The sequence below is a fragment of the Novosphingobium marinum genome, from assembly GCF_013408095.1.
GTDB classification, from domain to species: domain Bacteria; phylum Pseudomonadota; class Alphaproteobacteria; order Sphingomonadales; family Sphingomonadaceae; genus Novosphingobium; species Novosphingobium marinum.
The window spans coordinates 143374-165563 of record NZ_JACBZF010000002.1; the positions used below are offsets into that span (position 1 = coordinate 143374).

Annotated in this window: 18 protein-coding genes; 8 read left to right on the top strand and 10 right to left on the bottom strand. The window is 67.4% G+C overall.

Translation table 11 applies throughout. The features are described 5' to 3' along the window. Nucleotides 1–182: 182 nt before the first annotated feature. Both FHS75_RS05355 and FHS75_RS05360 read right to left on the bottom strand, forming a co-directional pair. Nucleotides 183–860, bottom strand: coding sequence for a prolyl hydroxylase family protein (locus tag FHS75_RS05355; protein ID WP_179406711.1), 678 nt, complete (start codon nt 858–860; stop codon nt 183–185). 11 nt (nt 861–871) lie between these two features. Next, a complete protein-coding gene (locus FHS75_RS05360) occupies nt 872–1771 on the bottom strand; it encodes a DMT family transporter (protein ID WP_229735646.1) in 900 nt (299 codons plus the stop codon). 181 nt (nt 1772–1952) lie between these two features. Between FHS75_RS05360 and FHS75_RS05365 the strand changes: the two genes are divergently transcribed. Then, entirely contained in the window at nt 1953–3314 is a 1362-nt protein-coding gene (locus tag FHS75_RS05365) for a L,D-transpeptidase family protein (RefSeq protein ID WP_179406712.1), read from the top strand. A gap of 199 nt (nt 3315–3513) precedes the next feature. Here the strand turns inward: FHS75_RS05365 and recQ are convergent, their stop codons facing one another. Next, a complete protein-coding gene (recQ, locus tag FHS75_RS05370) occupies nt 3514–5271 on the bottom strand; it encodes a DNA helicase RecQ (RefSeq protein WP_229735644.1) in 1758 nt (585 codons plus the stop codon). Between the two features lie 118 nt (nt 5272–5389). Further along, complete coding sequence (locus tag FHS75_RS05375; RefSeq protein WP_179406714.1) at nt 5390–5860, bottom strand: nuclear transport factor 2 family protein; 471 nt, start codon at nt 5858–5860, stop codon at nt 5390–5392. A 116-nt stretch (nt 5861–5976) separates the two neighbouring features. Here FHS75_RS05375 and FHS75_RS05380 point away from each other — a divergent pair, with 116 nt between their 5' ends. Further along, nucleotides 5977–7023 carry an aromatic ring-hydroxylating oxygenase subunit alpha gene (locus tag FHS75_RS05380; RefSeq protein WP_179406715.1) on the top strand — a complete coding sequence of 349 codons (1047 nt, stop codon included), beginning with the start codon at nt 5977–5979 and terminating at the stop codon, nt 7021–7023. Here FHS75_RS05380 and metH read toward each other — a convergent pair whose 3' ends face one another. From metH to FHS75_RS05405, 5 genes are read right to left on the bottom strand one after another with little or no spacing between them, the layout of a single operon-like run. Beyond that, nucleotides 7024–9639 (bottom strand): methionine synthase, encoded by a 2616-nt coding sequence (gene metH, locus FHS75_RS05385; protein ID WP_179406716.1) that lies wholly within the window; start codon nt 9637–9639, stop codon nt 7024–7026. A 16-nt stretch (nt 9640–9655) separates the two neighbouring features. Continuing rightward, nucleotides 9656–10198, bottom strand: a complete 543-nt coding sequence (locus FHS75_RS05390) for a GNAT family N-acetyltransferase (protein ID WP_179406717.1) — start codon at nt 10196–10198, stop codon at nt 9656–9658. Next, a complete protein-coding gene (locus FHS75_RS05395; protein ID WP_179406718.1) occupies nt 10195–11241 on the bottom strand; it encodes a homocysteine S-methyltransferase family protein in 1047 nt (348 codons plus the stop codon). Before FHS75_RS05395 ends, FHS75_RS05390 begins: the two co-directional genes overlap by 4 nt. Next, nucleotides 11238–12167: a methylenetetrahydrofolate reductase [NAD(P)H] gene (gene metF, locus FHS75_RS05400; RefSeq protein WP_179406719.1), complete on the bottom strand. Its 930-nt coding sequence runs from the start codon at nt 12165–12167 to the stop codon at nt 11238–11240. The genes FHS75_RS05395 and metF overlap by 4 nt, the downstream gene beginning before the upstream one ends. Beyond that, nucleotides 12164–13165 (bottom strand): ArsR/SmtB family transcription factor, encoded by a 1002-nt coding sequence (locus FHS75_RS05405; RefSeq protein ID WP_179406720.1) that lies wholly within the window; start codon nt 13163–13165, stop codon nt 12164–12166. Before FHS75_RS05405 ends, metF begins: the two co-directional genes overlap by 4 nt. A gap of 167 nt (nt 13166–13332) precedes the next feature. Here FHS75_RS05405 and FHS75_RS05410 point away from each other — a divergent pair, with 167 nt between their 5' ends. The 4 genes from FHS75_RS05410 (at nt 13333) to gltX (ending at nt 17364) form a co-directional block, all read left to right on the top strand. Next, complete coding sequence (locus FHS75_RS05410; RefSeq protein WP_179406721.1) at nt 13333–13581, top strand: hypothetical protein; 249 nt, start codon at nt 13333–13335, stop codon at nt 13579–13581. Nucleotides 13582–13773: 192 nt separating this feature from the next. Next, complete coding sequence (locus FHS75_RS05415) at nt 13774–15537, top strand: DUF885 domain-containing protein (protein WP_179406722.1); 1764 nt, start codon at nt 13774–13776, stop codon at nt 15535–15537. Continuing rightward, nucleotides 15534–16004: a hypothetical protein gene (locus tag FHS75_RS05420; RefSeq protein ID WP_179406723.1), complete on the top strand. Its 471-nt coding sequence runs from the start codon at nt 15534–15536 to the stop codon at nt 16002–16004. Before FHS75_RS05415 ends, FHS75_RS05420 begins: the two co-directional genes overlap by 4 nt. A 22-nt stretch (nt 16005–16026) precedes the next feature. Then, nucleotides 16027–17364, top strand: coding sequence for a glutamate--tRNA ligase (gene gltX / locus FHS75_RS05425; RefSeq protein WP_179406724.1), 1338 nt, complete (start codon nt 16027–16029; stop codon nt 17362–17364). A 4-nt stretch (nt 17365–17368) separates the two neighbouring features. Here the strand turns inward: gltX and FHS75_RS05430 are convergent, their stop codons facing one another. Next, the gene (locus FHS75_RS05430; protein WP_179406725.1) at nt 17369–20122 is read right to left on the bottom strand and encodes a [protein-PII] uridylyltransferase; all 2754 of its coding nucleotides are present in this window, start codon (nt 20120–20122) and stop codon (nt 17369–17371) included. A gap of 107 nt (nt 20123–20229) precedes the next feature. Between FHS75_RS05430 and lgt the strand changes: the two genes are divergently transcribed. Next, nucleotides 20230–21129: a prolipoprotein diacylglyceryl transferase gene (gene lgt, locus FHS75_RS05435; protein ID WP_179406726.1), complete on the top strand. Its 900-nt coding sequence runs from the start codon at nt 20230–20232 to the stop codon at nt 21127–21129. Beyond that, a complete protein-coding gene (locus tag FHS75_RS05440; protein WP_179406727.1) occupies nt 21126–22187 on the top strand; it encodes a class I SAM-dependent methyltransferase in 1062 nt (353 codons plus the stop codon). Before lgt ends, FHS75_RS05440 begins: the two co-directional genes overlap by 4 nt. Nucleotides 22188–22190 lie beyond the last annotated feature (3 nt).

Genomic DNA, 22190 nt, shown 5'->3' on the forward strand with positions numbered 1-22190 from the left:
GTCTTCCCTTGCTGGCTGTGTTTCGCGTTCGCGGCTTTCCCCGGGGGAACGGTTCCGCGCGCCCCAAGGTTGCTGCATCCGCGAAATGGCGGAAATGTCGCGTTGGCGATTGCGCGCTGGAAGCCCGCTCGTCAAGGGGCAGAACCCCTGCCGAACCTGTCCGCATGTTCGTCCGGCGGGCGTCAGTGCCAGGGGCGGGTGCGGTACCACTTGGTGAAGACGTACTTCGCGCCCGCAAGCACCGGGGTCGCGGCGTGGAGCGTCTCGTGGTTCGGACTGCCGTCCGCCAGTGCGTTGTTCCAGACGAGCAGCGAGCCCGCCTGCGGCGGTACGCTGACCCCGATGCGGGTGAAATCGGTCGTTCCGCCGTCCTCTACATCGTTGAGCCAGGCCATCGCCGTCCAGCTGCGCTGCCCGCCGCGCTCCTGCTCGCGCGCCCAGTAGTGCGTGTCGGTGTAGAACCAGTCGTGATGGGCCTTGAACTGCTGGCCGGGATAATAGCGCTGGCCCTGCAGCGATTCGCCCCAGGCCGCGGGCAGGCCGAGAAGGTCGGAAAGGCGCGCGTCTATGTCCTGCACGACCGGGTCCCCGCGCGGGATGTCGCCGGTGTAGCTGGTGCGATAGCGCTCGGCGGGCTGTTCGTCATAGGTAGGCGAGGGCGCGGCGACATGATCGATCACCATCATCAGGTAGTCGCGCTCCTCGGGATCGAGGAAGCCGGACACCGCGTATATTTCCGCCGCCTCCACCGGAAGCCGGAAGGCATCGGGATTGCGGTCGAGCCGTGCGCGCACGATCTCGCCGGCGCGGGCGAGCGCATCGCGATCGGGATCGGTGAGGGTCGTCGCGGCCTCGGTCATGGCCGCCTCTTCTAGCTTGCGGAGGTTGAAGCCGGGTTTACGCGCGCCGCCGGGTTGCGCGTGGCGATCCAGCTTCCGGCCACGATGAGCAGCGCGCCCGCCATCGTCGCCCAGCCGACCGGCTCGCGAAACCACAGCCAGCCGAACAGCGCCGCCCAGAGGAAGCCGGTGTACTCGATCGGCACCAGCGCCTGCGCCTCGGCGCGCGCATACCCCCAGGCGAGGAACAGCAGCGCCAGTACCGCGAAGGCCGCACCCAGCACGATGTCGCGCATCGCCGCCTCGCCCGGAACCTGCGCAAGCCAGGGCGCCGCGGGCAGGAGGAACAGCCCTACGAACAGGTTTTGCAGCACCGCGATCTCGTAGGGGCTGGCGAGCAGCGCCTGCCGCCGCTGCAGCACGAGGTTGAGGGCGTAGAAAACCGCCGAGACCAGAATTGCGGCGATGCCCAGCCCCGCTTCGCCCGATAGCCCGCCGTCGCCGAAGCGCGCGCCCGCGATCACCGCGACCCCGGCGACGCCGAGCAGCGAGGCGACGATGGCGCTCGGTCGGATCACCTCGCCCAGCAGCAGCGAAGCGAAATAGAGCGCGATCAGCGGCGCGATGAAGGATATCGCGATCGCCTCCGCCATCGGGATGCGCACGAGGCCCCAGAAGAACAAGGGCGCCATCGCCGTGACGACCGCGGAGCGGACGAGGTGCACGCGCAGCGCATCGCGGGTCGGCCACGCCTTGCGCCGCGCCAGCCAGACCGGCGCCGCAAGCAGCGCTCCCAGCAGGCTGCGCAGCACCAGCGCGGTGTAGACGCCCCCAAGGATCGCGGCGCTTTTCATTGCCGCGTCCATCAGGCTGAACATGCCCAGCCCGAGGGTGACGGCGAGAAACGGAAGCAGGCGGGCGGCACCGGGCATTGCCGGTGCCTTACGACCGTTGCCCGCGCGCGTCACCAACTCGTGAATTCATCACAGGCTAATCGGCGATGCTTGATGATGACGGCAAAACGGGGCTAGATGAAACGCGTCATGCCATGCGCGCCGGATCGTCCGCCTCGCATTGAAAGGCTGTGATTTCGCGATGAAAACGGGGATTACGATGCATCTGCGGCTGGGTTCGATTGCGGCTCTGGCGACCGTGGCGCTTGCGGCGGGGCCGCTTGCCGCGCAGGAAGCACCGCGGATCGAGCCGCAACCCACCTCCTCCGCCGAGTTCGACGCCGCGTTCCCCGCCCCTGCCGGAGAGGCGACCGAAAGCGTGCCGGTGATCCAGCCGGTGCCGCTGGCCGAGCCGGAGATGGAATGGCCGCTCGGCGAAGCGCAGGCGCTTCTCTCCTACATCGAGCAGGTCGGTACCGAGGGACTGATCCCCGGCGACTACGAGCCTGCCAAACTGCGCGAACTGATCGCCGCGGGTGAAAGCCCGCAGCTGAGCGAGGCGGCCAGCAAGAGCTTCTCATGGCTCGTCGAGGACCTGCGCGACGGACGCACGCCGATGGATGCGCGCGTGCAGTGGTTCGCCGTCGATCCCGATCGCGACCTGCTGCGGACCGAGACGCTGATGCGCGCCGCGCTCGGGGAAAGCGACGTCGCGACGGTTCTCAACTCGCTTGCGCCCACGCACCCCGATTACGCCGCGCTCAAGGCGAAGCTTGCCGCCACGCCGAAGACGGCGAAGAAGGAGCGCGCGCTGATCCGCGCCAACATGGATCGCTGGCGCTGGCTCGCTCGCGACATGGGCGATGTCTACCTCATCACCAACGTTCCCGAATTCCAGCTTCGCCTGACGGTTAAGGACAAGATCATCCGCACCTACAAGACGGTTGTCGGAAAGCCGGGGCGCACCGCGACGCCGCAGCTTGCCGAAACGGTGACGGCGGTGGTCTTCAACCCGACCTGGACGGTGCCGCAGTCGATCTCCGTGGGCGAGGGACTGGCCGCCAAGGTCAGGAGCAATCCCGGCTGGGCAAAGGCGAACGGCTATACGGCCAGGACCGGGGAGGACGGCACTACCTGGGTCGTTCAGCAGCCCGGCCCCGGCAACGCGCTCGGCCTGATGAAGATCGACATGCCGAACCCGCACGCGATCTACCTGCACGACACGCCTTCGAAGCAGTTCTTCGACCACGACGTGCGTGCCTACAGCCACGGCTGCATCCGCACCGAGCGCGCGGTGGAACTGGGCATGACGATGGCGATCCTCGGCGCGAAGATGCCTGCCGACGAGGCCGCCGCGATCTCGGTCTCGCGCGAGTACACCAAGGTGCCGATGACGCGGACTTTCCCGGTCTACATCACCTATTTCACGATGGGGCAGGACATCGACGGCGAACTGCGCGCGTTCGACGACATCTACGGGCGCGACAAGCCGGTGCTCGCCAGCTTCGAGGCGCCGCGCAAGCTCAAGACGAGCCAGCGCAAGAGCGACGAGGAAATCATCAAGCTCGACAATCCGCTTTGAGCGGGTTTCCGATCGACTGACGTCGATGCGGCGTGTGTTTCTTATCGACTGACGTCGATGACGGCACCGGCCCTCTCCCCCACCCGGCCACCCGACGGCAGTATTCCATGGGTGGCCGGGTGGGGGAGAGGGCCGGTGCCGAAGTCCTGACGAGAACGGCCGGGTACGGCTTTCCTGCAATGACTTCTGCAACGGCTTCTCAGTGCTGCCTGATCACCGCGAGGAAGGCGTCGCCGTAAGCTTCGAGCTTGCGCGCGCCGACGCCGCCGATGCGGCCCAGTTCGCCAAGCGAGGCCGGACGTCCCGCCGCCATTTCGCGCAGGGTGGCGTCATGGAAGACGACGTAGGGCGGCACGCCCGCTTCCTGCGCCAGTTCGCGGCGTAGCGCGCGCAGCGCGTCGAACAGCGGATCGCCCACCGGGTTGGCCGCGTCCGACCGGGCACGCCGCTTCTCTCGCTTCGGCGGCAGGACCAGCGGCACGATGGCTTCTCCGCGCAGGATTTCGCGCGCATCGCCGCCCAGCGCGAGGCCGCCGTGCTCGGTCTGCACCAGCGCGCCGCGCGCCTGCAGCGCCCGGGCAAGCGGCCTCAGCAGCGCCGCTTCCCCCTCGCCCACGATGCCGAACACCGACAGCGAATCGTGCCCGCGCTGCGTCACCCGTTCGTCGGCGACGCCGGTCAGAACCTTCTGGATATGCCCGAAGCCATAGCTCTGCCCGGTGCGGTAGACCGCCGACAGCAGCTTGCGCGCCGCCTCGGTCGCGTCGGCGCTTTCGGGCGGGTCGAGGCAGTTGTCGCAATTGCCGCAGGCCTGCGGCGGGTCCTCGCCGAAATGCTTCAGGAGCACGCGGCGGCGGCATTGCGCGGTCTCGGCAAGCGCGGCGAGCGCGTCGATCCGCGCGCGTTCGCCCGGAAGGCGCGCCCGCTCGACTTCGGACAGCCGCTGGCGCGCGCGGGCGAAGTCGTCCGCTCCCCACAGCATCAGTGCGACTGCCGGGTCGCCGTCCCGGCCCGCACGCCCCGTCTCCTGGTAATAGGCCTCGATCGACTTGGGCAGCCCGGCATGCGCGACGAAGCGCACGTCGGGCTTGTCGATGCCCATGCCGAAGGCGACGGTGGCGACGATCACCATGTTCTCCGACGCCACGAACGCCGCCTGGTTCGCCGCGCGCACGGCGGGATCGAGCCCGGCGTGATAGGGCAGGACGGGCCGCGAGCCGCTGTCCAGCTTTTCTGCGATCCGCTCCACCTGCGCGCGCGTGGGGGCATAGACGATGCCCGGTCCCGGCTCCTCGTCGAGCAGCGCCTGCAACTGCCGCAGCAGGCTGTCGCGCGGGCGGATCGCGTAGCGGATGTTGGGCCGGTCGAACCCGGCGACGACCAGCCCGTCTTCCGCGATGCCGAGCTGGACGAGGATGTCGGCACGCGTGTGCGCGTCCGCCGTCGCGGTCAGCGCGAGGCGCGGGACGTGCGGGAAGGCGTCCATCAGCGGGCGCAGCAGGCGGTAGTCGGGCCGGAAATCGTGCCCCCATTCGGAAACGCAGTGCGCCTCGTCGATGGCGAAGAGCGAGACGCGCGCGCTTTCGAGCAGGCGGCGGAAATGGTCCTGCGACGCACGTTCGGGCGCGACGTAGAGCAGGTCGAGGTCGCCGGCGCGGAAGCGCTCGATCGTTTCCTCGCGGTCGGCATCGGCGCTGGTCAGCGTGGCGGCGCGAATGCCGTTCGCCGTCGCTGCGCGGAGCTGGTCGTGCATCAGCGCGATCAGTGGGCTGATGACGATGCAGGTGCCGTCGAGCATCGTCGCGGGCAGCTGGTAGGTCAGCGACTTGCCCGCGCCCGTCGGCATTACCGCGAGTGTCGACAGGCCGGAAAGCACGCGCGCGACGACCGGCTCCTGCATGCCCCGGAAGCCCGAGAAACCGAAGACCCCGTGCAGCGCCTCGCGCGCCGACGCCATGGCGGCGTCCTTTGACGTTTGGTCGGAAAGGAGGGGGGCGGCGGAGCCGGAGGTCATCGCCCGCTCCTGCCAGATAGCGCGCGCGCGGCCAAACCGCCCCGGCGTCTTATCCCAAGGGCTATTGCCCCAGGAGAACCTGCAGCCGCGTGATGCGCGAGGTGTGGATGCGCCAGGCACCATCCACCTTGCGGTAGGTTTCGTGGTAGTGTCCCCAGCCGTGAAGGATCATCGCCTCGCCGTTCTCGTCCCAGAGAAGGTCTTCCATCGCGATGACGCCGCGCGCCTCGGTCGCGGAGAGAATCTCGACCTCGTGGCAGTGCCCGTGGTGGACGCTGCGGTTCTTGCCCGCCGCGCCGCTGATGAAGTCCACGATGGTGTCGCCGCCTTCGTAGAACCACTCATTGCTTTCGGCGGCCTTGCCGCCTTCGGCCTGCCCGTCGATACTGAACGAGGTGCGCGCGTCGAACGTCGCGTCGTCGCAGAATATCGTGCGCATGGCCGCCCAGTCCTTGGTGTCTAGCGCACGGAAATAGCGCCCCTTGAGCTGCTTGATCTCCTCGATCGCCAGAAGGCGCTGCGTGGCATCCATCGTCGTCTCTCCCGTGCAAGGTGTCGGCAGCCTGGTTTATTCCGGCCCGCCCGTTTGTTGACCTGAACAAATTCGCGTACGTATCCCGTCTGAAAAATACGAGAGGAAAACGGGATTTGTATCCGTTCAGTGTAGACCGCAACTACGTTCGCGATTCCTGGTATGTCGCTGCCTTGTCGTCCGAGGTGAGCGACAACCCGGTGGACCGGCGCATTCTTGGCGATCTCGTCCTGCTCTATCGCGATTCCAATGGCGATCCGGTCGCGCTTTCCGGTCTGTGCCCCCATCGTCGGCTTCCGCTCCGACTGGGCAAGAGGGTCGGGGACAATGTACAGTGCGGGTACCACGGCATCACCTTCGATACCGGAGGAAATTGCGTTTCGGTTCCGACCCAGGAAAAGCCCTCCGAACGGTTGAGCCTGCATAAGTACCCGGTGGCAGAGCGCTGGAAGTGGATCTGGATCTGGACAGGCGACCCGGCGGATGCGGACCCGAATCTGATCCCCGATCACCGCGAAATGGGGCTGGAGGGAGACTGGGAAGCGACACCCCCCGAATACTACCATGTGGCAGCGCGATCGCAGATGCTGATCGAGAACCTGCTCGATCTCAGCCACATCAGCTTCCTTCATGGCGACTACATCGAGGATGCCGCATGGTACGAAACACCGGTGACGATCGAACGCGACGGAGACCGCTGCGTCGCTTCGCGCCACACACCTTCAAGCAGGAGTTCGGATTTCCACCGGTGGATGTTCCCCGATGCGCCCGATCTGGTCGGGCAGGACCTGCGCACGGTGTTCCTGGGACCGGCGCTGACCTACAGTGGTCCCGTCGTTCGCGAGGCTGCCGCCAACGGCAGCAACGGACGCTACCTGGGCACGATGTACGCAGCCCACGCGATCACGCCCGAAACGCCGCGGTCGAGTCATTATTTCTCGACCACCACGCGCGACTTCAGGACCGACGACGCCGCGATGTCTGAAGAACTTCACACGATGGACATTGCGGTTCGCAATCAGGATCTCGTCGCGCTGGCCGCGATAGAGGCAGAGCTCCACCGTGAGGATTCGTTGCCACCCGAAGTATCGGTCAAGGCGGACAATCCCGCGCTTTACGTCAGGCGGATGATCGAGGATCGACTGCGCGCCCAGCCCGCATGATCAATCGAGGTTGGGCCGCAGCCAGCGTTCGGCGGTTGCGATGTCGACGCCGCGCCGCCTCGCGTAGTCCTCTACCTGGTCGCTGCCGATCCGCGCGACGCCGAAATACTGGCTGTCGGGATGGCCGAAGTAGAAGCCCGACACCGCCGAGGTGGGCAGCATCGCCTGGCTCTCGGTCAGCGTGATCCCCGCCCGCTCCTGCGCGCCGAGGAGGTCGAACAGGACAGGCTTCAGGCTGTGGTCGGGGCAGGCCGGGTAACCCGGAGCGGGCCGGATGCCCGCGTACTCTTCCTTGATCAGCGCCTCGTTGGTGAACTGCTCGTGCGGGGCGTAACCCCACAGGTCGGTGCGGACATGGAGGTGCAGGCGCTCGGCAAAGGCTTCGGCGAAGCGGTCGGCCAGCGCTTTCAGCAGGATGTCGTTGTAATCGTCGTGCGCGTCCTTGAAGCGCCTGCTGTGTTCGTCGATGCCGTGGATGCCGACGGCGAACCCGCCGATCCAGTCGCCGTCCGGATCGATGAAGTCGGCAAGGCAGAAGTTCGCCCGGTCGCGGCTCTTCCGGATCTGCTGGCGCAGGAACGGAAAGCGGACATGGACCTCGTCATCGAGGTATAGCTCGACATCGTCGCCGTCGCGCGCGCAGGGCCAGAAGCCGCAGACGCCGCGCGCGGTGAGCCACTTCTCCGCGACGATGCGATCGAGCATCGCCTGTGCGTCCTTGAACAGCGAGCGTGCGCTTTCGCCGACGACCTCGTCCTCGAGAACCGCCGGGTAGGTGCCCGCAAGTTCCCATGCGCGGAAGAAGGGCGTCCAGTCGATGTAGTCGCGCAGGTCCGCAAGGTCCCAGTCCTCGAAGACGTGGACGCCGGGTTTGTCCGGAGGCGGGGCCTTTTCGGACAAGTCGGCCTTATATGCGTTCACCCGCGCATCCTCCAGGCTGAGCAGGACGCTTGCCTCCTTGCCCGATCGCACGTCGCGCACATGCTCGTACTCGGCGGCGGTCTTCTCGACGAAAGCCTCGCATTGCGTGTCGGACAGGAGCTGCGATGCGACGCCGACGGCGCGGCTGGCGTCGAGCACGTGGACGACGGGGCCTTCGTAGGCCGGGTCGATCCTGAGCGCGGTGTGCACCTTGCTGGTCGTCGCCCCGCCGATCAGCAGCGGTATCGAAAGGCCGGCGCGCTGCATTTCCTCGGCCACGGTCACCATCTCGTCGAGCGAAGGAGTGATGAGGCCCGAAAGGCCGATGATGTCGGCATCGTTCTCGTTCGCGGCCTCGAGGATCGTCGAGTACGGCACCATGACGCCGAGGTCGATGACCTCGTAGCCGTTGCACTGCAGGACCACGCCGACGATGTTCTTGCCGATGTCGTGGACATCGCCCTTGACCGTGGCCATGACGATGCGGCCCTTGGCCTTGGCGCCTTCTTCCTTGCCGGCCTCGATGAAGGGAATGAGGTGGGCGACCGCCTTCTTCATCACGCGCGCCGACTTCACCACCTGCGGCAGGAACATCTTGCCCGATCCGAACAGGTCTCCGACCACGTCCATGCCGTCCATCAGCGGCCCCTCGATCACCTCGATGGGCTTGTCGGCGGCCTGCCGGGCTTCCTCGGTATCGTCGACGATGTGCGCGTCGATGCCCTTGACGAGCGCATGTTCGAGCCGGCGGCGCACGTCCCAGCCGCGCCATTCCTCGGCGGCCTTTTCCTCGGCGACGCTCTTGCCCTTGAAGCTCTCGGCAAGTTCGATCAGCCGCTCGGTCGCGGACTGGTCACCCTCGACCGGGCGCATCAGGATCACGTCCTCGCACGCATCGCGCAGGACCGGGTCGATCTGGTCGTAGACGTCGAGCTGCCCGGCATTGACGATCGCCATGTCGAGGCCCGCCGGGATTGCGTGGTAGAGGAACACCGAGTGCATCGCGCGGCGCACGGTCTCGTTGCCGCGAAAGCTGAAAGAGAGGTTCGACAGTCCGCCAGAGCAGTGTACGTGCGGGCAGTTCGCGCGGATTTCGCGCACCGCCTCGATGAAGTCGAGCCCGTAGCGGTCGTGCTCCTCGATGCCGGTTGCCACCGCGAAGATGTTCGGGTCGAAGATGATGTCCTCGGGCGGGAAGCCGATGCCGGTCAGCAGCCCGTAGGCGCGCGAACATATCTCGACCTTGCGCTCCCTGCTGTCCGCCTGGCCGGTCTCGTCGAAGGCCATGACGACCACGGCGGCGCCGTAGTCCATGCACTTGCGCGCCTGTTCGAGGAACTGCGCCTCGCCTTCCTTCATGCTGATCGAATTGACGATGGGCTTGCCCGGGACGCACTTGAGGCCCGCCTCGATCACCTCCCACTTCGAACTGTCGATCATGATCGGCACGCGCGCGATGTCGGGTTCGGCGGCGATCAGCTTGAGGAAGGTGGTCATCGCCTCGACCGCGTCGAGCAGGCCTTCGTCCATGTTTACGTCGATCACCTGCGCGCCGTTCTCCACCTGCTGGCGCGCCACCTCGACGGCGGTGGGATAGTCGCCCGAGAGGATCAGCTTCTTGAACCTTGCCGAGCCGGTGACGTTGGTGCGCTCGCCGATGTTTACGAAGCGCGCGGATGAAGCGGTGGATGCCATGGGTGCCTAGTGTCTTTCAGGTTCGGATTTCGGATCGGATGGGGCGGGCAAGGACGAAGTCGTCGTAACTCTCGGCCCCGACGCTAAACCGGCGCTCGCCGATGACCGAGAAGCCGTGCTTGCGGTAAAAGGCGATGGCGCGCGCGTTGCCGTTGTAGACGCCGAGGAGCAGCCGCTCCGCATCGCCGGCGGCGGCGAGTGCGGCGTCCATCAGCGCCGGCGCTATGCCCGAGCCGTGGAAGCGCGAAAGCAGGTAGATGCGCTTCAGCTCGACGTCGCCGTCGCCCGCCTGCGCCAGCTCCGGCCGGGTCAGCAGCGCGTATCCGACGGGCGCCGCGCCGGGAGCGGCTTCGGCGATCCATGCGCTTGCGCCGCCCGCCAGGTAACGCTCGTAGGTCGCGACCGAATGCTGCTTATCGCAGTGCGCGACGATGGCATCGCCGTCGATCACGCCGGCGAAGCTTTCGAGGAACGTCGCCGCGCCGACGAGCGCCAGCGCCCGCGCATCACCGGGCGTCGCGCGGCGCACGCGCCAGTCGGGGCAGGACGCCTCGCTCACGCCGCGAGCGTGAAGGGCTCGAGGCCCGCGAGCCGGGTCGCGTGGCCGAGCGTCGGCACATTGCGCGGGGCAAGGCCCGCCACCGCCTTCGCCATCGCGGCGATGTGCGCGGGGGTAGACCCGCAGCACCCGCCGAGGACGTTGACCTGCCCGTCGGTCGCCCAGTCCCGCACGAGCCCCGCCGTCGTCTCCGGCGCCTCGTCGTAGGCGCCCAGCTCGTTGGGCAGCCCTGCGTTCGGATAGACCATGATGAGGGTGTCGGCGACCTGCGAGAGTGCCTTGACGTGCGGGCGAAGCTGGGTCGCGCCGAACGAGCAATTGAGCCCGATGGTGACGGGGTTGGCATGGCGCACGGCGTGCCAGAACGCCTCGACCGTGTGGCCCGAGAGGTTGCGGCCCGAAAGGTCGGTCAGCGTCATCGACAGCATGACCGGCACGTCGCGGCCCAGTTCGCCCTCGAGGCGCCTGGCGGCCATGATCCCGGCCTTGGCGTTGAGCGTGTCGAACACCGTCTCGATCAGGATGAAATCGGCACCGCCCTCGACCAGCGCCGCGGCCTGCTCGTGGTAGACGTCGACCAGTTCGTCCCAGTCGATTTCGCGGTAGCCCGGGTCGTTGACGTCGGGCGAGAGCGAGAGCGTCTTGTTCGTCGGCCCGATCGCGCCGGCCACGAAGCGGGGGCGGCCGTCCTTCCCGGCGAATTCGTCGGCGACGCGGCGCGCCAGTTTCGCCGAGGCGACGTTGAGTTCGGTAACGAGGCCCTCGGCGGCATAGTCGGCCTGGCTGATGCGATTGGCCGAAAAGGTGTTGGTCTCGGCGATGTCCGCGCCCGCTTCGAAATAGGCGCGGTGGATCGCTTCGGGCACTTCCGGCCTGGTCAGCGCCAGGATGTCGTTGTTGCCCTTCTGGTCCTTCGCCAGGCGGAGGTCGCCGGCATAGTCTTCCTCCGCCAGCTTCCAGTTCTGGATTTCGGTGCCGAACGCCCCGTCGGTGACGAGGATGCGCTTGGCGGCTTCGGCGTTGAACGTTTCGCGCGCGCTCATGCGGCTTTCTCCTTCGGGCGCACGCCGAGCATGTGGCAGATCGCGTAGGCGAGCTCGGCGCGGTTGAGCGTGTAGAAATGGAACTTGCGCACACCGCCGGCATAGAGGCGGCGGCACAGCTCGGCGGCCAGCGTGGCGGCGACGAGCTGGCGCGCCTCGGGCCGGTCGTCGAGGCCCTCGAACAGCTTTTCCATCCAGCCCGGAACGTCGGTGCCGCACATCTTGGCCATGCGCGTGACGCTGGCGTAGTTCATCACGGGCATGATGCCGGGCACGATCTCGGCATCGATCCCGAACTTTTGCGCATCGTCGCGGAAGCGGAAGAAGGTGTCGGGCTCGAAGAAGAACTGCGTGATGGCGCGCGTCGCGCCTGCGTCCATCTTGCGCTTGAGGTTGGCGAGGTCGTCCTGGGCGCATGGCGAGTCCGGGTGGCATTCGGGATAGGCGGCGACCGAAATCTCGAACGGATGACGTTCGCGCAGGCCCTTCACCAGCTCCTCGGCATTGGCATAGCCGCCGGGATGCGCGGCGTAGGTCCCGCCCTTTTCGGGCGGATCGCCGCGCAGCGCGACGATGTGGCGTACCCCTGCATCCCAGTAGGCGTCGACGACTTCGTGGATGTCCTCCTTCGTCGCCTCGACGCAGGTCAGGTGCGCGGCTGCCGGCAGGTTGGTTTCCCGGGCAATCCGCGCGACGGTGTCGTGCGTCCGCTCGCGCGTCGATCCGCCCGCGCCGTACGTGACCGAAACGAAGCGCGGCCCCAGAGGGGCGAGCGCCTCGATCGCGTCCCACAGCTGCTCCTTCATCCTGTCGCTCTTCGGCGGGAAGAATTCGAAGGAAACGTCGATGTCCCCCGGCAGCGAGGCGAACAGGGGAGAATCGTGCGCGGTGCGCTGTTCCTGCCTTTCGTCGAGTATGACGGTCATGCGCGTGCTCTCTTTCCTTCATCGTTTTCGGCTTGGCGGACGGCGCTCGTACCCTGCTTGCGCCCGATCCAGATCTTCACGGTCAGCGGCGCGCCCGGAAGCGCCACCGGCGATTGCGGCGCGAAACCCGCGTCGTCCAGCAGCATCGCCATGCGCTCGTCGGAAAAGCCGAGGCGCGCGTGGGCGTGCCGTTCGCGCAGTTCCTCGCGGTCGTGGGCGGCGAAATCGACGATGGCGATGCGCCCGTCCGGGCTCGCGACGCGTGCCGCTTCGGCAAGCACGACGGCGGGCTCCTGCGCGTAGTGCAGCACCTGGTGGAAGACGACGGTGTCGAACGCTGCGTCGGCGAACGGCAGGTCGGTGAAGTCGCCACGCACGAGGTCGAGGTCTCCGGCGGGCAGCGACTGGAGCCGCGCGCGGGCGACGCGGAGCATCTCGGGACTCTTGTCGAGCGCGGTCACATGGCTGCTTTTCGGCGCGAGCAGCTCGGCGATGCGGCCGGTTCCGGTTCCGATGTCGAGCAGCCGGCCGAGGCTTGCCCGGCCGAGCGCCTCGACGAGCGCGGCTTCGACCGGTTCGTCGGGCGAGTGCAGCGAGCGCAGCTTGTCCCATTCGTCGGCATGGCGGGCGAAGTAGGAGGCGGCCGTAGCCTCGCGCGAGGCGCGGATGGCTGAAAGGCGGCGCCGGTCCTCGGCGCAGCGGGCGCTGAACGCGGGATCGTCGCGCTCGGCCACGGCAAGGAGGTGGGCGGCCGCCGCGCCGAGCGGCGGCGGCCCGTCCTCGCGCACGGCGCTGCGCACGAAGACCCAGCTTCCCTCCTTCCGCCGCTCGGCGAGACCGGCGTCGGTCAGGATGCGCAAATGGCGCGAGACGCGCGGCTGGCTCTGATCGAGCACCTGCGCGAGTTCACCGACGGCAAGCTCCATGTGCGCCAGCAGGCGCATGATGCGCAGCCTCGTCGGATCGCCGAGCGCACGAAGGAGTGGGTCGATTTGCATTGCGGCATCATATAAAGATATCTTTATATCACCGCAAGCCCAAGGATTTCCGCCGATCCTGCCCGGATTTTTGCCATTTGCGTTGGGGTTAGCACTCGTTTACACATTGGCGCCGCAGGCAAGGCCCAAGCGATGGCGCCTGCGCCACATTATGCAAGGGGATTCGCATGAAGAAATTCGCTTACGCCACGTTCGCGTCCGCCGCCGCCCTGGCGCTGGCCGCGTGCGGCAGCTCGGAAACCGCCAGCGAGGAAGCGACGGCCGAGAGCGTCGAGATGCCGGCTGAGGAAGCCATGACCGACGCCACCATGATGCCGACCGAAGACGCCATGGCCACCGAAGGCGCGATGGAAGACGGCATGGGTGCCGAAGAAGCCGCGACCGAGGCCGCCGAGGCCGCCGAAGGCGCGATGTAATACCGGATCGGGCCGGCTCGCGCCCGTCGCGGCCGGCCCTTTCTCCCGGACCCGATCCGGATACGAGGCCTCCCATCGCGGAGGCTTTTTTCATGCCTGCCGGACACCGCGTCCCGCGCCGCGCCAACCGGGTGGACGCAGGCTGCCCGCAGTCATAGTGTGCCCTGTCCTGTCCGAAGGGGGTCGCACGAAATGAAGTACCTGCTCGCTGCTCTGTCCGCCGCCGCGCTGCTCGCTCCGCAAGCCGCGTTTGCCGGCGCGGAGTCCGATTACGAGGCGCTGCGCGAGGAAATCTGGGAATACAAGCTCGACAACGATCCCCTGCTCGCCATGCGCATCGGCGACCGGCGCGGGGACGGCACGCTGCCCGACGGATCGCTCCGGTCGTACGAAACCGAACTGCGCGACGAGGCCGCCTTCCTCGACCGGCTCGATGCTATCGATGCCGACGCCCTGCCTGAGGACATGCAGGTCGACTACGCCATCCTGCGCCGCGACCTTGCCGACGGGATCGAGGCCGGGAAGTTCGATCACGAGCGCTACACGGTGATCGGCAACCGCTATGGCCCGCACACCTTCGCGGGCTACCTCACGACGCTTTCGCCGCTGTTCACCAGGGCGGACTACCAGTCGTACATCGCGCGCCTCGATGCGCTGCCGGCGCTGGTCGACCAGATGATCGACCGCTCGCGCGGGGCGATCGACAAGGGACTGACCCTGCCGTGCGAACCGATGCAGGGCTATGCCGAGGGCATAACCGCCAGCGCGCCCGCATCCGTGGAGGATTCGCAGGTCTGGGGGCCGTTCAGGGAAAAGCCCGCCGCGATCTCCGAGGCCGACTGGACCGCGCTCAGGACGCGCGCACGGCGGGTCATCGCCGACGACGTGAACGCATCGCTGCGCAAGTTCGCGGCGTTCTATTCGAGCGAGTACGCCCCGAAATGCCGCACCGGCGCCCCCGGCCTGATATCGACGCCCGGGGGCGACGACTATTACGGCTACCTGGTCCGCAGCTACACGACCACGCAGATGACGGCCGACGACGTCCATGCGCTCGGCCTGTCGGAAGTTGCGCGCATACGCGCCGAGATGGAACAGGTCGCGAGCGAGGCCGGGTACGACACGCGCGAGGCCTTCATCGAGCACTTGCGCACCGATCCGCAGTACTATGCGAAGACGCCCGACGAACTCATGATGCGGACCAGCGCGCTCGCCAAGGAGATCGACGGCTGGATGCCCAAGCTGTTCGGCAAGCTTCCGCGCCTGCCCTACACGGTGCTGCCGATCCCCGAGGCGCTCGCGCCGGGCAACACCACCGCCTACTACAATCTCGGCTCGCTCGCGAACGGGGCGGCAGGCGTCTACCGCGTAAACACCACCGAACTCGACCAGCGTCCGCTCTGGGAGCTTCCGGCGCTGACCGTTCACGAGGCGGTTCCCGGCCATCACCACCAGCTTGCCCTGCAGCAGGAGCTCGACATCCATCCGCTGCGCACGCACGGCACTTTCTTCACCGCCTTCGTCGAGGGCTGGGGACTCTATTCGGAGCGGCTGGGGATCGAGATGGGCCTCTACGACACGCCCGCCAACCAGATGGGCCGCCTGAGCTACGAGATGTGGCGCGCGACCCGGCTCGTCGTCGATACCGGTATCCACGCCAAGGGCTGGAGCAAGCAGCGCGCGGTCGACTACATGCTCGACAACACCGCGCTCACCCCCGCCAACATCGATGCGGAGGTCAACCGCTACATCACCACGCCCGGACAGGCGCTGGCCTACAAGCTGGGCGAGCTCAAGATCCGCGAGTTGCGGACCCGCGCCGAAAACACGCTGGGCGAGAACTTCGACCTGCGCGGCTTCCACGATGCGGTGCTCGAAAACGGATCGGTCCCGCTCGATGTACTCGAAGCGCAGGTCGATCGCTGGATCGCCGGACAGCAGGCGAGCGCGGGGTGAACGCGACGATGCGCGGCGCGTTCGCACTTCTGCCGCTGGCGCTCGCCGCCTGCGCCCCTGCCGCCGAGGACGGTGCCGCGCCGCCGGAGAACGCGCAGTCCGGACCCGAGGCCCCCACGACGCTGGCCGGCGGCTGGCGCGTTGCCGGGATCGACGGCGAGGAGTTGGATGGACCCGAAGGCATCGGCCTGCTGGGCGACGAGGACACGATCTGGTGGAGCCCGCGCTGCGCCGGGCAGGAACGAGCCTATCGCATCTCCGGCGGCACGATCGAGACCGGGGCGGGTCCTGCTGCCGAAGCGCAGCCATCGGGCGTGCCGCCGCCGGCTGTCTGCACGATCGGGCTGCCTGCGGGGCTCGAGGACGTGATGCGCGCGCTCGATGCGGCGGAACGGATCGAGCGCACGCCCGAGAACGGCGTGCGCATTTCGGGCGGCGGGCACAGCTTGCTGCTGTTCAGCCAGTAAGAGGCACGCTAACGGGCGGCGCATGGTCACCACCCGTTTCGCTCCGTCGCCCACCGGCCGGCTCCACGTCGGCAACATCCGCACCGCGCTTCACAACTGGCTGCTCGCGAAGCAGGCGGGCGGTCGCTTCCTTTTGCGCATCGACGATACCGACCGGGAACGCAGCCGCGAGGAATACGTAGAGGCGATCCGCGCCGACCTCACATGGCTGGGCATCGGGCCGGACGGCGAGGAGCGCCAGTCCGCGCGCTTCGATGCTTACGAGGACGCCTTCGCCAGGCTGGAAAAAGCGGGCCGCGTCTATCCCTGCTACGAAACCGCGCAAGAGCTGGAACTAAGGCGCAAGGTGCTGCTGGGACGGGGCCTGCCGCCGATCTACGACCGCGCCGCGCTCGACCTCACCGATGACGAGAAGGCCGCGAAGGAGGCGCAGGGCATCGCGCCGCACTGGCGCTTCCTGCTCGATCGCGATGCGCCGATAGCGTGGGAAGACGGTATCCGGGGGCCGCAGCGCTTCGACCCCGCGCAGTTGTCCGATCCGGTCGTCCGGCGCGGCGACGGTTCGTGGCTCTACATGCTGCCGAGCGCGATCGACGACATCGCGATGGGCATAACCGATGTCCTTCGCGGCGAGGATCACGTCTCCAACACCGCCGCGCAGGTCCAGATGTTCGAGGCACTGGGCGCGCAGCCGCCGCGCTTCGCGCACGAGGCGCTGCTCGTCGGGACCGAGGGCAAGCTGTCCAAGCGGCTCGGCTCGACCGGCGTCGCCGATTTCCGCGAATCGGGGGTCGAGCCCGAGGCGCTGGTGGCGCTGCTCGCCCGGCTCGGCACTTCCGACCCGGTCGACCCGGCGCTTTCCGCAAGGGAACTGGCGGAGCAGTTCGACCTTGCGAAATTCGGACGCGCGCCTGCCCGTTTCGACGAGGCCGAGCTGCATCGCCTCAATGCCGCGATCGTCCACCGCCTTCCCTACGACCGGGTCGCGCACCTGCTGCCCGAGGGCATGGGCGCGGCGGGCTGGGACGCGATCCGCCCGAACCTTGCGCATATCGAAGAGGCCGAGGGCTGGTGGCGGATCGTGACCGGGCCGGTCGAGCCGCCCGCCTGCGACGCCGAAACGCGGGAATTCCTGGCTGCGGCGGCAGCCACGTTCGATGCGCGGGACTGGGGCGAAAATCCCTGGAAGGACCTCACCGCGACGCTCAAGGGCGCGACCGGGCGCAAGGGCAAGGCGCTGTTCCTGCCGCTTCGCCAGGCGCTGACCGGGCTCGACCACGGCCCCGACATGTCGGAACTCCTCCCGCTGATCGGCCGGGAAGAAGCGGTGGCGCGGCTCGAACGGGCGGCGCGCGCCTGACCGGTCAGGCGGCCTCTGCCGGCTCGCGGTCGCTGGCCGCTTCGAGGAGGTCGCGCTCGATCGCCTTGATGCGGGTTTCGGAGACGATCTTGTCGCCCAGCAGGTCGGTCACGTAGAACGTGTCGGCCGCGCGTTCGCCATAGGTGGCGATGTGCGCGGAATGGACCATCGTGCGCGATTCGAACAGCGCTCGCGCCAGCCGGTTGAGCAGCGCCGGACGGTCCCGCGCATTGACCTCGACGACGGTGAAGCGGTTCGATGCATCATTGTCGAACAGGACGCGCGGGCGCACGTCGAAGGCGTCGGCGCGCGGACGCGACAGCGGCTTGGCATCGAGCTGCGGGAGCAGCTTCACCCGGTTCGCCAGTGCATTCTCGATCGCCGTGCGCAGCCTTTCGAGCTGGCCTTCTTCCATGAAAGGACGGCCCAGCGGGTCCTGCACGAGGAAATTGTCGAGCGCGGTCCCGTTCTTGGCGGTGTGGATGCGCGCATCGATGATGTTGCCGCCAGCCAGGTGGATGCCGCCAGCGATGCGGTAGAACAGGCCGGGGTGGTCGGCGGCGACCACCGTGACCATCGTGGCACCGCGCGCCTCGTAGTACCGGGTGGCGATGGACAGCGGGTCCTTCGCCTCATGGGCGGCGTCGAGATGGATCAGGTTCATCTCGATGACGTCTTCGGGCTCGGCGATCCAGTACGCGTCGTTCATCTGGGCGCCGGCCGTGTCGATAAGGTTCGCGCGGTCGCCCATGCGTTCGCGCACCAGTTGCTTCTTTGCCGCGACGCGCTTCTCGCGCCCGTGCTGCGCGTGGCCGAGGCGCAGCCGTTCCTCGGCGGAATCGAACAGTTCGGTCAGCAGCTGCGCCTTCCAGCTGTTCCAGGTGCCGGGTCCGACCGCGCGCGTATCGACGACGGTGAGGATGGTAAGCTGCCGCAGCCGGTCGATCGACTGCACCTGCTCTACGAAATCGGTGATGGTCTTCCAGTCGGCGAGATCGCGCTTCTGCGCGGTCGAGCTCATCAGCAGGTGATAGCGAACCAGCCACGAGACCAGCTCGGTCTCGTCCTCGTCGAGGCCGAAGCGCGGGCAGAGTTTCAGCGCGATATCCGCACCCAGTTCGGAATGGTCGCCCCCGCGACCCTTGGCGATGTCGTGGAGCAGCACGGCGACGTAGAGCACGCGGCGCGAACGCAGCTTCTGGATGATCTCGGTCGAAAGCGGGTGGTCGTCCCTGAGTTCGCCCTTCTCGATCCGCGAGACGAGGCCGATCGCGCGGATGGTGTGCTCGTCGACAGTGAAGTGGTGGTACATGTCGAACTGCATCTGCGCGTTGACGCGGCCGAAATCGGGCACGAAACGCCCGAACACGCCCGCCTCGTTAAGCCAGCGCAGGACCGTTTCCGGATCGTTCCGGCTGGTCAGCAGCTCCATGAACAGCGCGTTGGCCCTGGGGTCCTTGCGCACTTCGGCCTTGATGAGCTTCGCATCGCGCGAAATCTGGCGCATCGTCTCGGGGTGGATTTCAAGCCCCTCCCTGTCGGCGATGACGAAGATCTCGAGGAGGCGCAGCGGGTCCTTCTCGAACCAGTCGTCGCCCAAGGCCTGTATCTTGCCGCCGAACAGCTTGTAGCCCTTCAGCATGCGGGGCCGGGCGCGGAATCCTGCGAGCAGGCCGCGCGGCTGCTTCCTGGCGAACTGCTCGTCGAGCTGCGTGAGAAACACGCCGGTCAGGCTGCCGACCGCCTTCGCCTGCAGGAAGAAGTACTGCATGAACCGCTCGACCGCGCTCTTGCCGGTGCGTTCGGCGAAGTTCATGCGGTCGGCCACTTCGCGCTGCATGTCGAAGGTCAGCCGGTCCTCGGGACGCCCGGCGATGATGTGCAGGTGGCAGCGTACGGCCCAGAAGAAATTGGCGGCGCGGCGGAAGTTGCGGAATTCCTCCTTGGTCAGGAGGCCCACGTCGACCAGTTCGGCGGCGCTGCGCACCTTGTAGACGTACTTGCCGATCCAGTAGAGCGTGTGCAGGTCGCGCAGCGATCCCTTGCCCTCCTTGACGTTGGGTTCGACGACGTAGCGGCTGTCGCCCATGCGCTTGTGCCGCTCGTTGCGCTCTTCCAGCTTTTCGGAAACGTACTGGCGCTCGGTTCCCTTGACGACGTCGCTCCAGAACTTGCGCTGCGCTTCCTCGAACAGGGTCTGGTCGCCCCAGACGTAGCGACCTTCGAGCATGCTGGTGCGGATCGTCAGGTCCGACTTGCACATGCGCACCATGTCCTCGACCGTGCGGCTCGAATGGCCGACTGTGAGGCCGAGGTCCCACAGGAAATAGAGCATCGCCTCGATCACCTGTTCGCACCACGGCGTATTCTTGACCGGGGTGAGGAAGGCGATGTCGACATCCGAATGCGGCGCCATCTCGCCGCGCCCGTAGCCGCCGACCGCCAGGATCGCGAGGCGTTCCCCGGTCGACCGGTTGCCGATCGGGTAGACGTGCTCGATCACGTGATCGTGGATCGTGCGGACGAGCTGGTCGACGAGGAACGCCTGCGCCTCGGCGATCTCGTGCCCCGCGTAGGGCTTTTCGTCGAGGCGCCGCGAAATCTCGGCGCGGCCATCCTCCAGCGCCTTGCGCAGCAGTTCGACCACGTCCATGCGACACTGGCTGCCGCCCTTCTCCCCGGCGAATTCGGCGATGCGGGTGGCAAGCTGGCGACGGTCGACGACCGCGCGCTGGTTGGGAATCCGTATGGCGCTCATGCACCGTACCTAGCGGCTTGGGCGCGCGGATAACAGGTGCAGCCGCACAACTCCGAAAAGCGGCTATGATCGCGCCCGCGCCTATGCCAGAAGGCGCCCGCCCGGAGATGCCGGGCGCGTCAACAATCGAAGGGTCCGGCACCTTGCTGATACTGTCCGCCGCCGCTTCTGCCGCCGAGCCGATCTATTGGGTAGACCTCGGCCTGACGCAGGGCATCGACCTCGGCTTCTTCATGCTGCGCTGGTATTCGCTCGCCTACCTGGCGGGGATCGTGCTGGGCTACTGGCACCTGACGCGCATGATCAAGGCGCCCGGCGCGCCGCTGGCGCAGCGCCATGCCGACGACCTGTTCTTCTACTGCACGCTCGGCATCATCATCGGCGGGCGCCTTGGCTATGCGACCTTCTACCAGCCCGAGCTCTGGGCCGATCCGGGCGAGCTGGTGCAGCTCTGGAACGGCGGCATGAGCTTTCACGGCGGGCTCGTCGGCGTGCTGCTCGCCATCGCCTATGTCTCCTGGCGCGGCGGGCTCAATTTCCTGCGCGTTGCCGACTACATCGCCGTATGCGTGCCCTTCGGCATGATGTTCGGGCGCATCGCGAACTTCGTGAACGGCGAGCTGTGGGGCCGCGTGACCGACCTTTCGGTTCCCTGGGCGATGGTCTTTCCCGGAGCCGGGCCGATGCCGCGCCATCCCAGCCAGCTTTACGAAGCGCTGCTCGAAGGCGCGCTGCTGATCGTGGTCATGCTGCTGCTGTTCTGGAAAACGCGCGCCCGCTACCGGCCCGGACTGCTCGTCGGCGTGTTCACCGCGGGCATCGCGCTCGGGCGTTTCACCGTCGAATTCTTCCGCGAGCCCGACGCGCAGTTGCAGGAATTCGCGATGCGCACCGGGCTTTCGATGGGCCAGTGGCTTACCATTCCGCTTATCGCCATCGGCATCGGCATGGTGCTCTACGCGCTCAGCCGCCCGGCGCTCGGCAGCGGGCGCCCTGCAACCGCATGAGCGGGGACGAGCCTGGCAAGGAGCCGCTTTCCGCCATCTTCGAGCGCCTTATCGCCAACCACGGGCCGATCAGCCTGATGCACTTCATGGGCGAGGCGAACGCCCGCTACTACGCATCCCGGGATCCGCTGGGCGACAAGGGCGACTTCGTGACCGCGCCCGAGATCAGCCAGATGTTCGGCGAACTGATCGGGCTGTGGCTGGCCGACATGTGGATCAGGGCGGGGCGCGAGGAGCCTGTCCATTACGTCGAGATCGGCCCGGGGCGCGGCACGCTGGCGCGCGATGCACTGCGCGCGATGAAGCGCTACGGGCTGGAACCGCGACCGCATTTCGTCGAGACCTCGACCACGCTCAAGGATCTCCAGCTGGCGACGGTTCCCAACGCCTACTGGCACCACGACCTGTCGACAATCCCGCCCTACGGCCCGGTCTTCGTCGTCGCCAACGAATTCCTCGATGCGCTTCCGGTGCGGCAGCTCGTCATGACCGGGGATGGCTGGCGCGAGCGGATGGTGTCGTTCGAGAAAGGGCAGTTCGTCGCGATCGCAGGGCGCACGCCGATGGACGCCGCGGTTCCTGAAGCACGGCGAGAAGCTCCGGTCGGCACGCTGATAGAGACCTGCCCGGGTGCCGCCGCGACGGTCTACGAAGTGGCCGGGCGGCTGGTCGAGCAGGGCGGGGCGGCGCTGTTCATCGATTACGGGCACGAGGAAGAGCGCACCGGATCGACGCTGCAGGCGGTGCGTGCGCACCGCAAGGTCGATGCCTTTGCCTCTCCGGGAGAGGCGGACCTGACCGCCCACGTCGATTTCGCGACGCTGGCCCCCATCGCGCAGTCGCGCGGGTGCAAGTGGCTCGGCACGGTGACGCAGGGTCGCTGGCTGCGCGAACTGGGGATCGAGACGCGCGCAGAGAACCTTTCGGCCTTCGCGCCCGAACATGCCGCCGCGATCCGGTCGGCGAAGGACCGCCTGATCGGCGAGGGGCAGATGGGCGCCCTCTTCAAGGTAATGGGCCTGGCAGGTCCGGAGTGGCCCGACGGCGTCGGCTTCTGAGCC

Bases quoted from the DNA above. Each gene is read 5' to 3' on its own strand.
- FHS75_RS05355 (WP_179406711.1), bottom strand. From the start codon at position 860: ATGACCGAGGCCGCGACGACCCTCACCGATCCCGATCGCGATGCGCTC.
- FHS75_RS05360 (WP_229735646.1), bottom strand. From the start codon at position 1,771: ATGCCCGGTGCCGCCCGCCTGCTTCCGTTTCTCGCCGTCACCCTCGGG.
- FHS75_RS05365 (WP_179406712.1), top strand. From the start codon at position 1,953: ATGCATCTGCGGCTGGGTTCGATTGCGGCTCTGGCGACCGTGGCGCTT.
- recQ (WP_229735644.1), bottom strand. From the start codon at position 5,271: ATGGCGTCGGCGCGCGAGGCGCTGCACGGGGTCTTCGGTTTCTCGGGC.
- FHS75_RS05375 (WP_179406714.1), bottom strand. From the start codon at position 5,860: ATGGATGCCACGCAGCGCCTTCTGGCGATCGAGGAGATCAAGCAGCTC.
- metH (WP_179406716.1), bottom strand. From the start codon at position 9,639: ATGGCATCCACCGCTTCATCCGCGCGCTTCGTAAACATCGGCGAGCGC.
- FHS75_RS05395 (WP_179406718.1), bottom strand. From the start codon at position 11,241: ATGAGCGCGCGCGAAACGTTCAACGCCGAAGCCGCCAAGCGCATCCTC.
- metF (WP_179406719.1), bottom strand. From the start codon at position 12,167: ATGACCGTCATACTCGACGAAAGGCAGGAACAGCGCACCGCGCACGAT.
- FHS75_RS05405 (WP_179406720.1), bottom strand. From the start codon at position 13,165: ATGCAAATCGACCCACTCCTTCGTGCGCTCGGCGATCCGACGAGGCTG.
- FHS75_RS05410 (WP_179406721.1), top strand. From the start codon at position 13,333: ATGAAGAAATTCGCTTACGCCACGTTCGCGTCCGCCGCCGCCCTGGCG.
- FHS75_RS05415 (WP_179406722.1), top strand. From the start codon at position 13,774: ATGAAGTACCTGCTCGCTGCTCTGTCCGCCGCCGCGCTGCTCGCTCCG.
- gltX (WP_179406724.1), top strand. From the start codon at position 16,027: ATGGTCACCACCCGTTTCGCTCCGTCGCCCACCGGCCGGCTCCACGTC.
- FHS75_RS05430 (WP_179406725.1), bottom strand. From the start codon at position 20,122: ATGAGCGCCATACGGATTCCCAACCAGCGCGCGGTCGTCGACCGTCGC.
- lgt (WP_179406726.1), top strand. From the start codon at position 20,230: ATGCCGGGCGCGTCAACAATCGAAGGGTCCGGCACCTTGCTGATACTG.
- FHS75_RS05440 (WP_179406727.1), top strand. From the start codon at position 21,126: ATGAGCGGGGACGAGCCTGGCAAGGAGCCGCTTTCCGCCATCTTCGAG.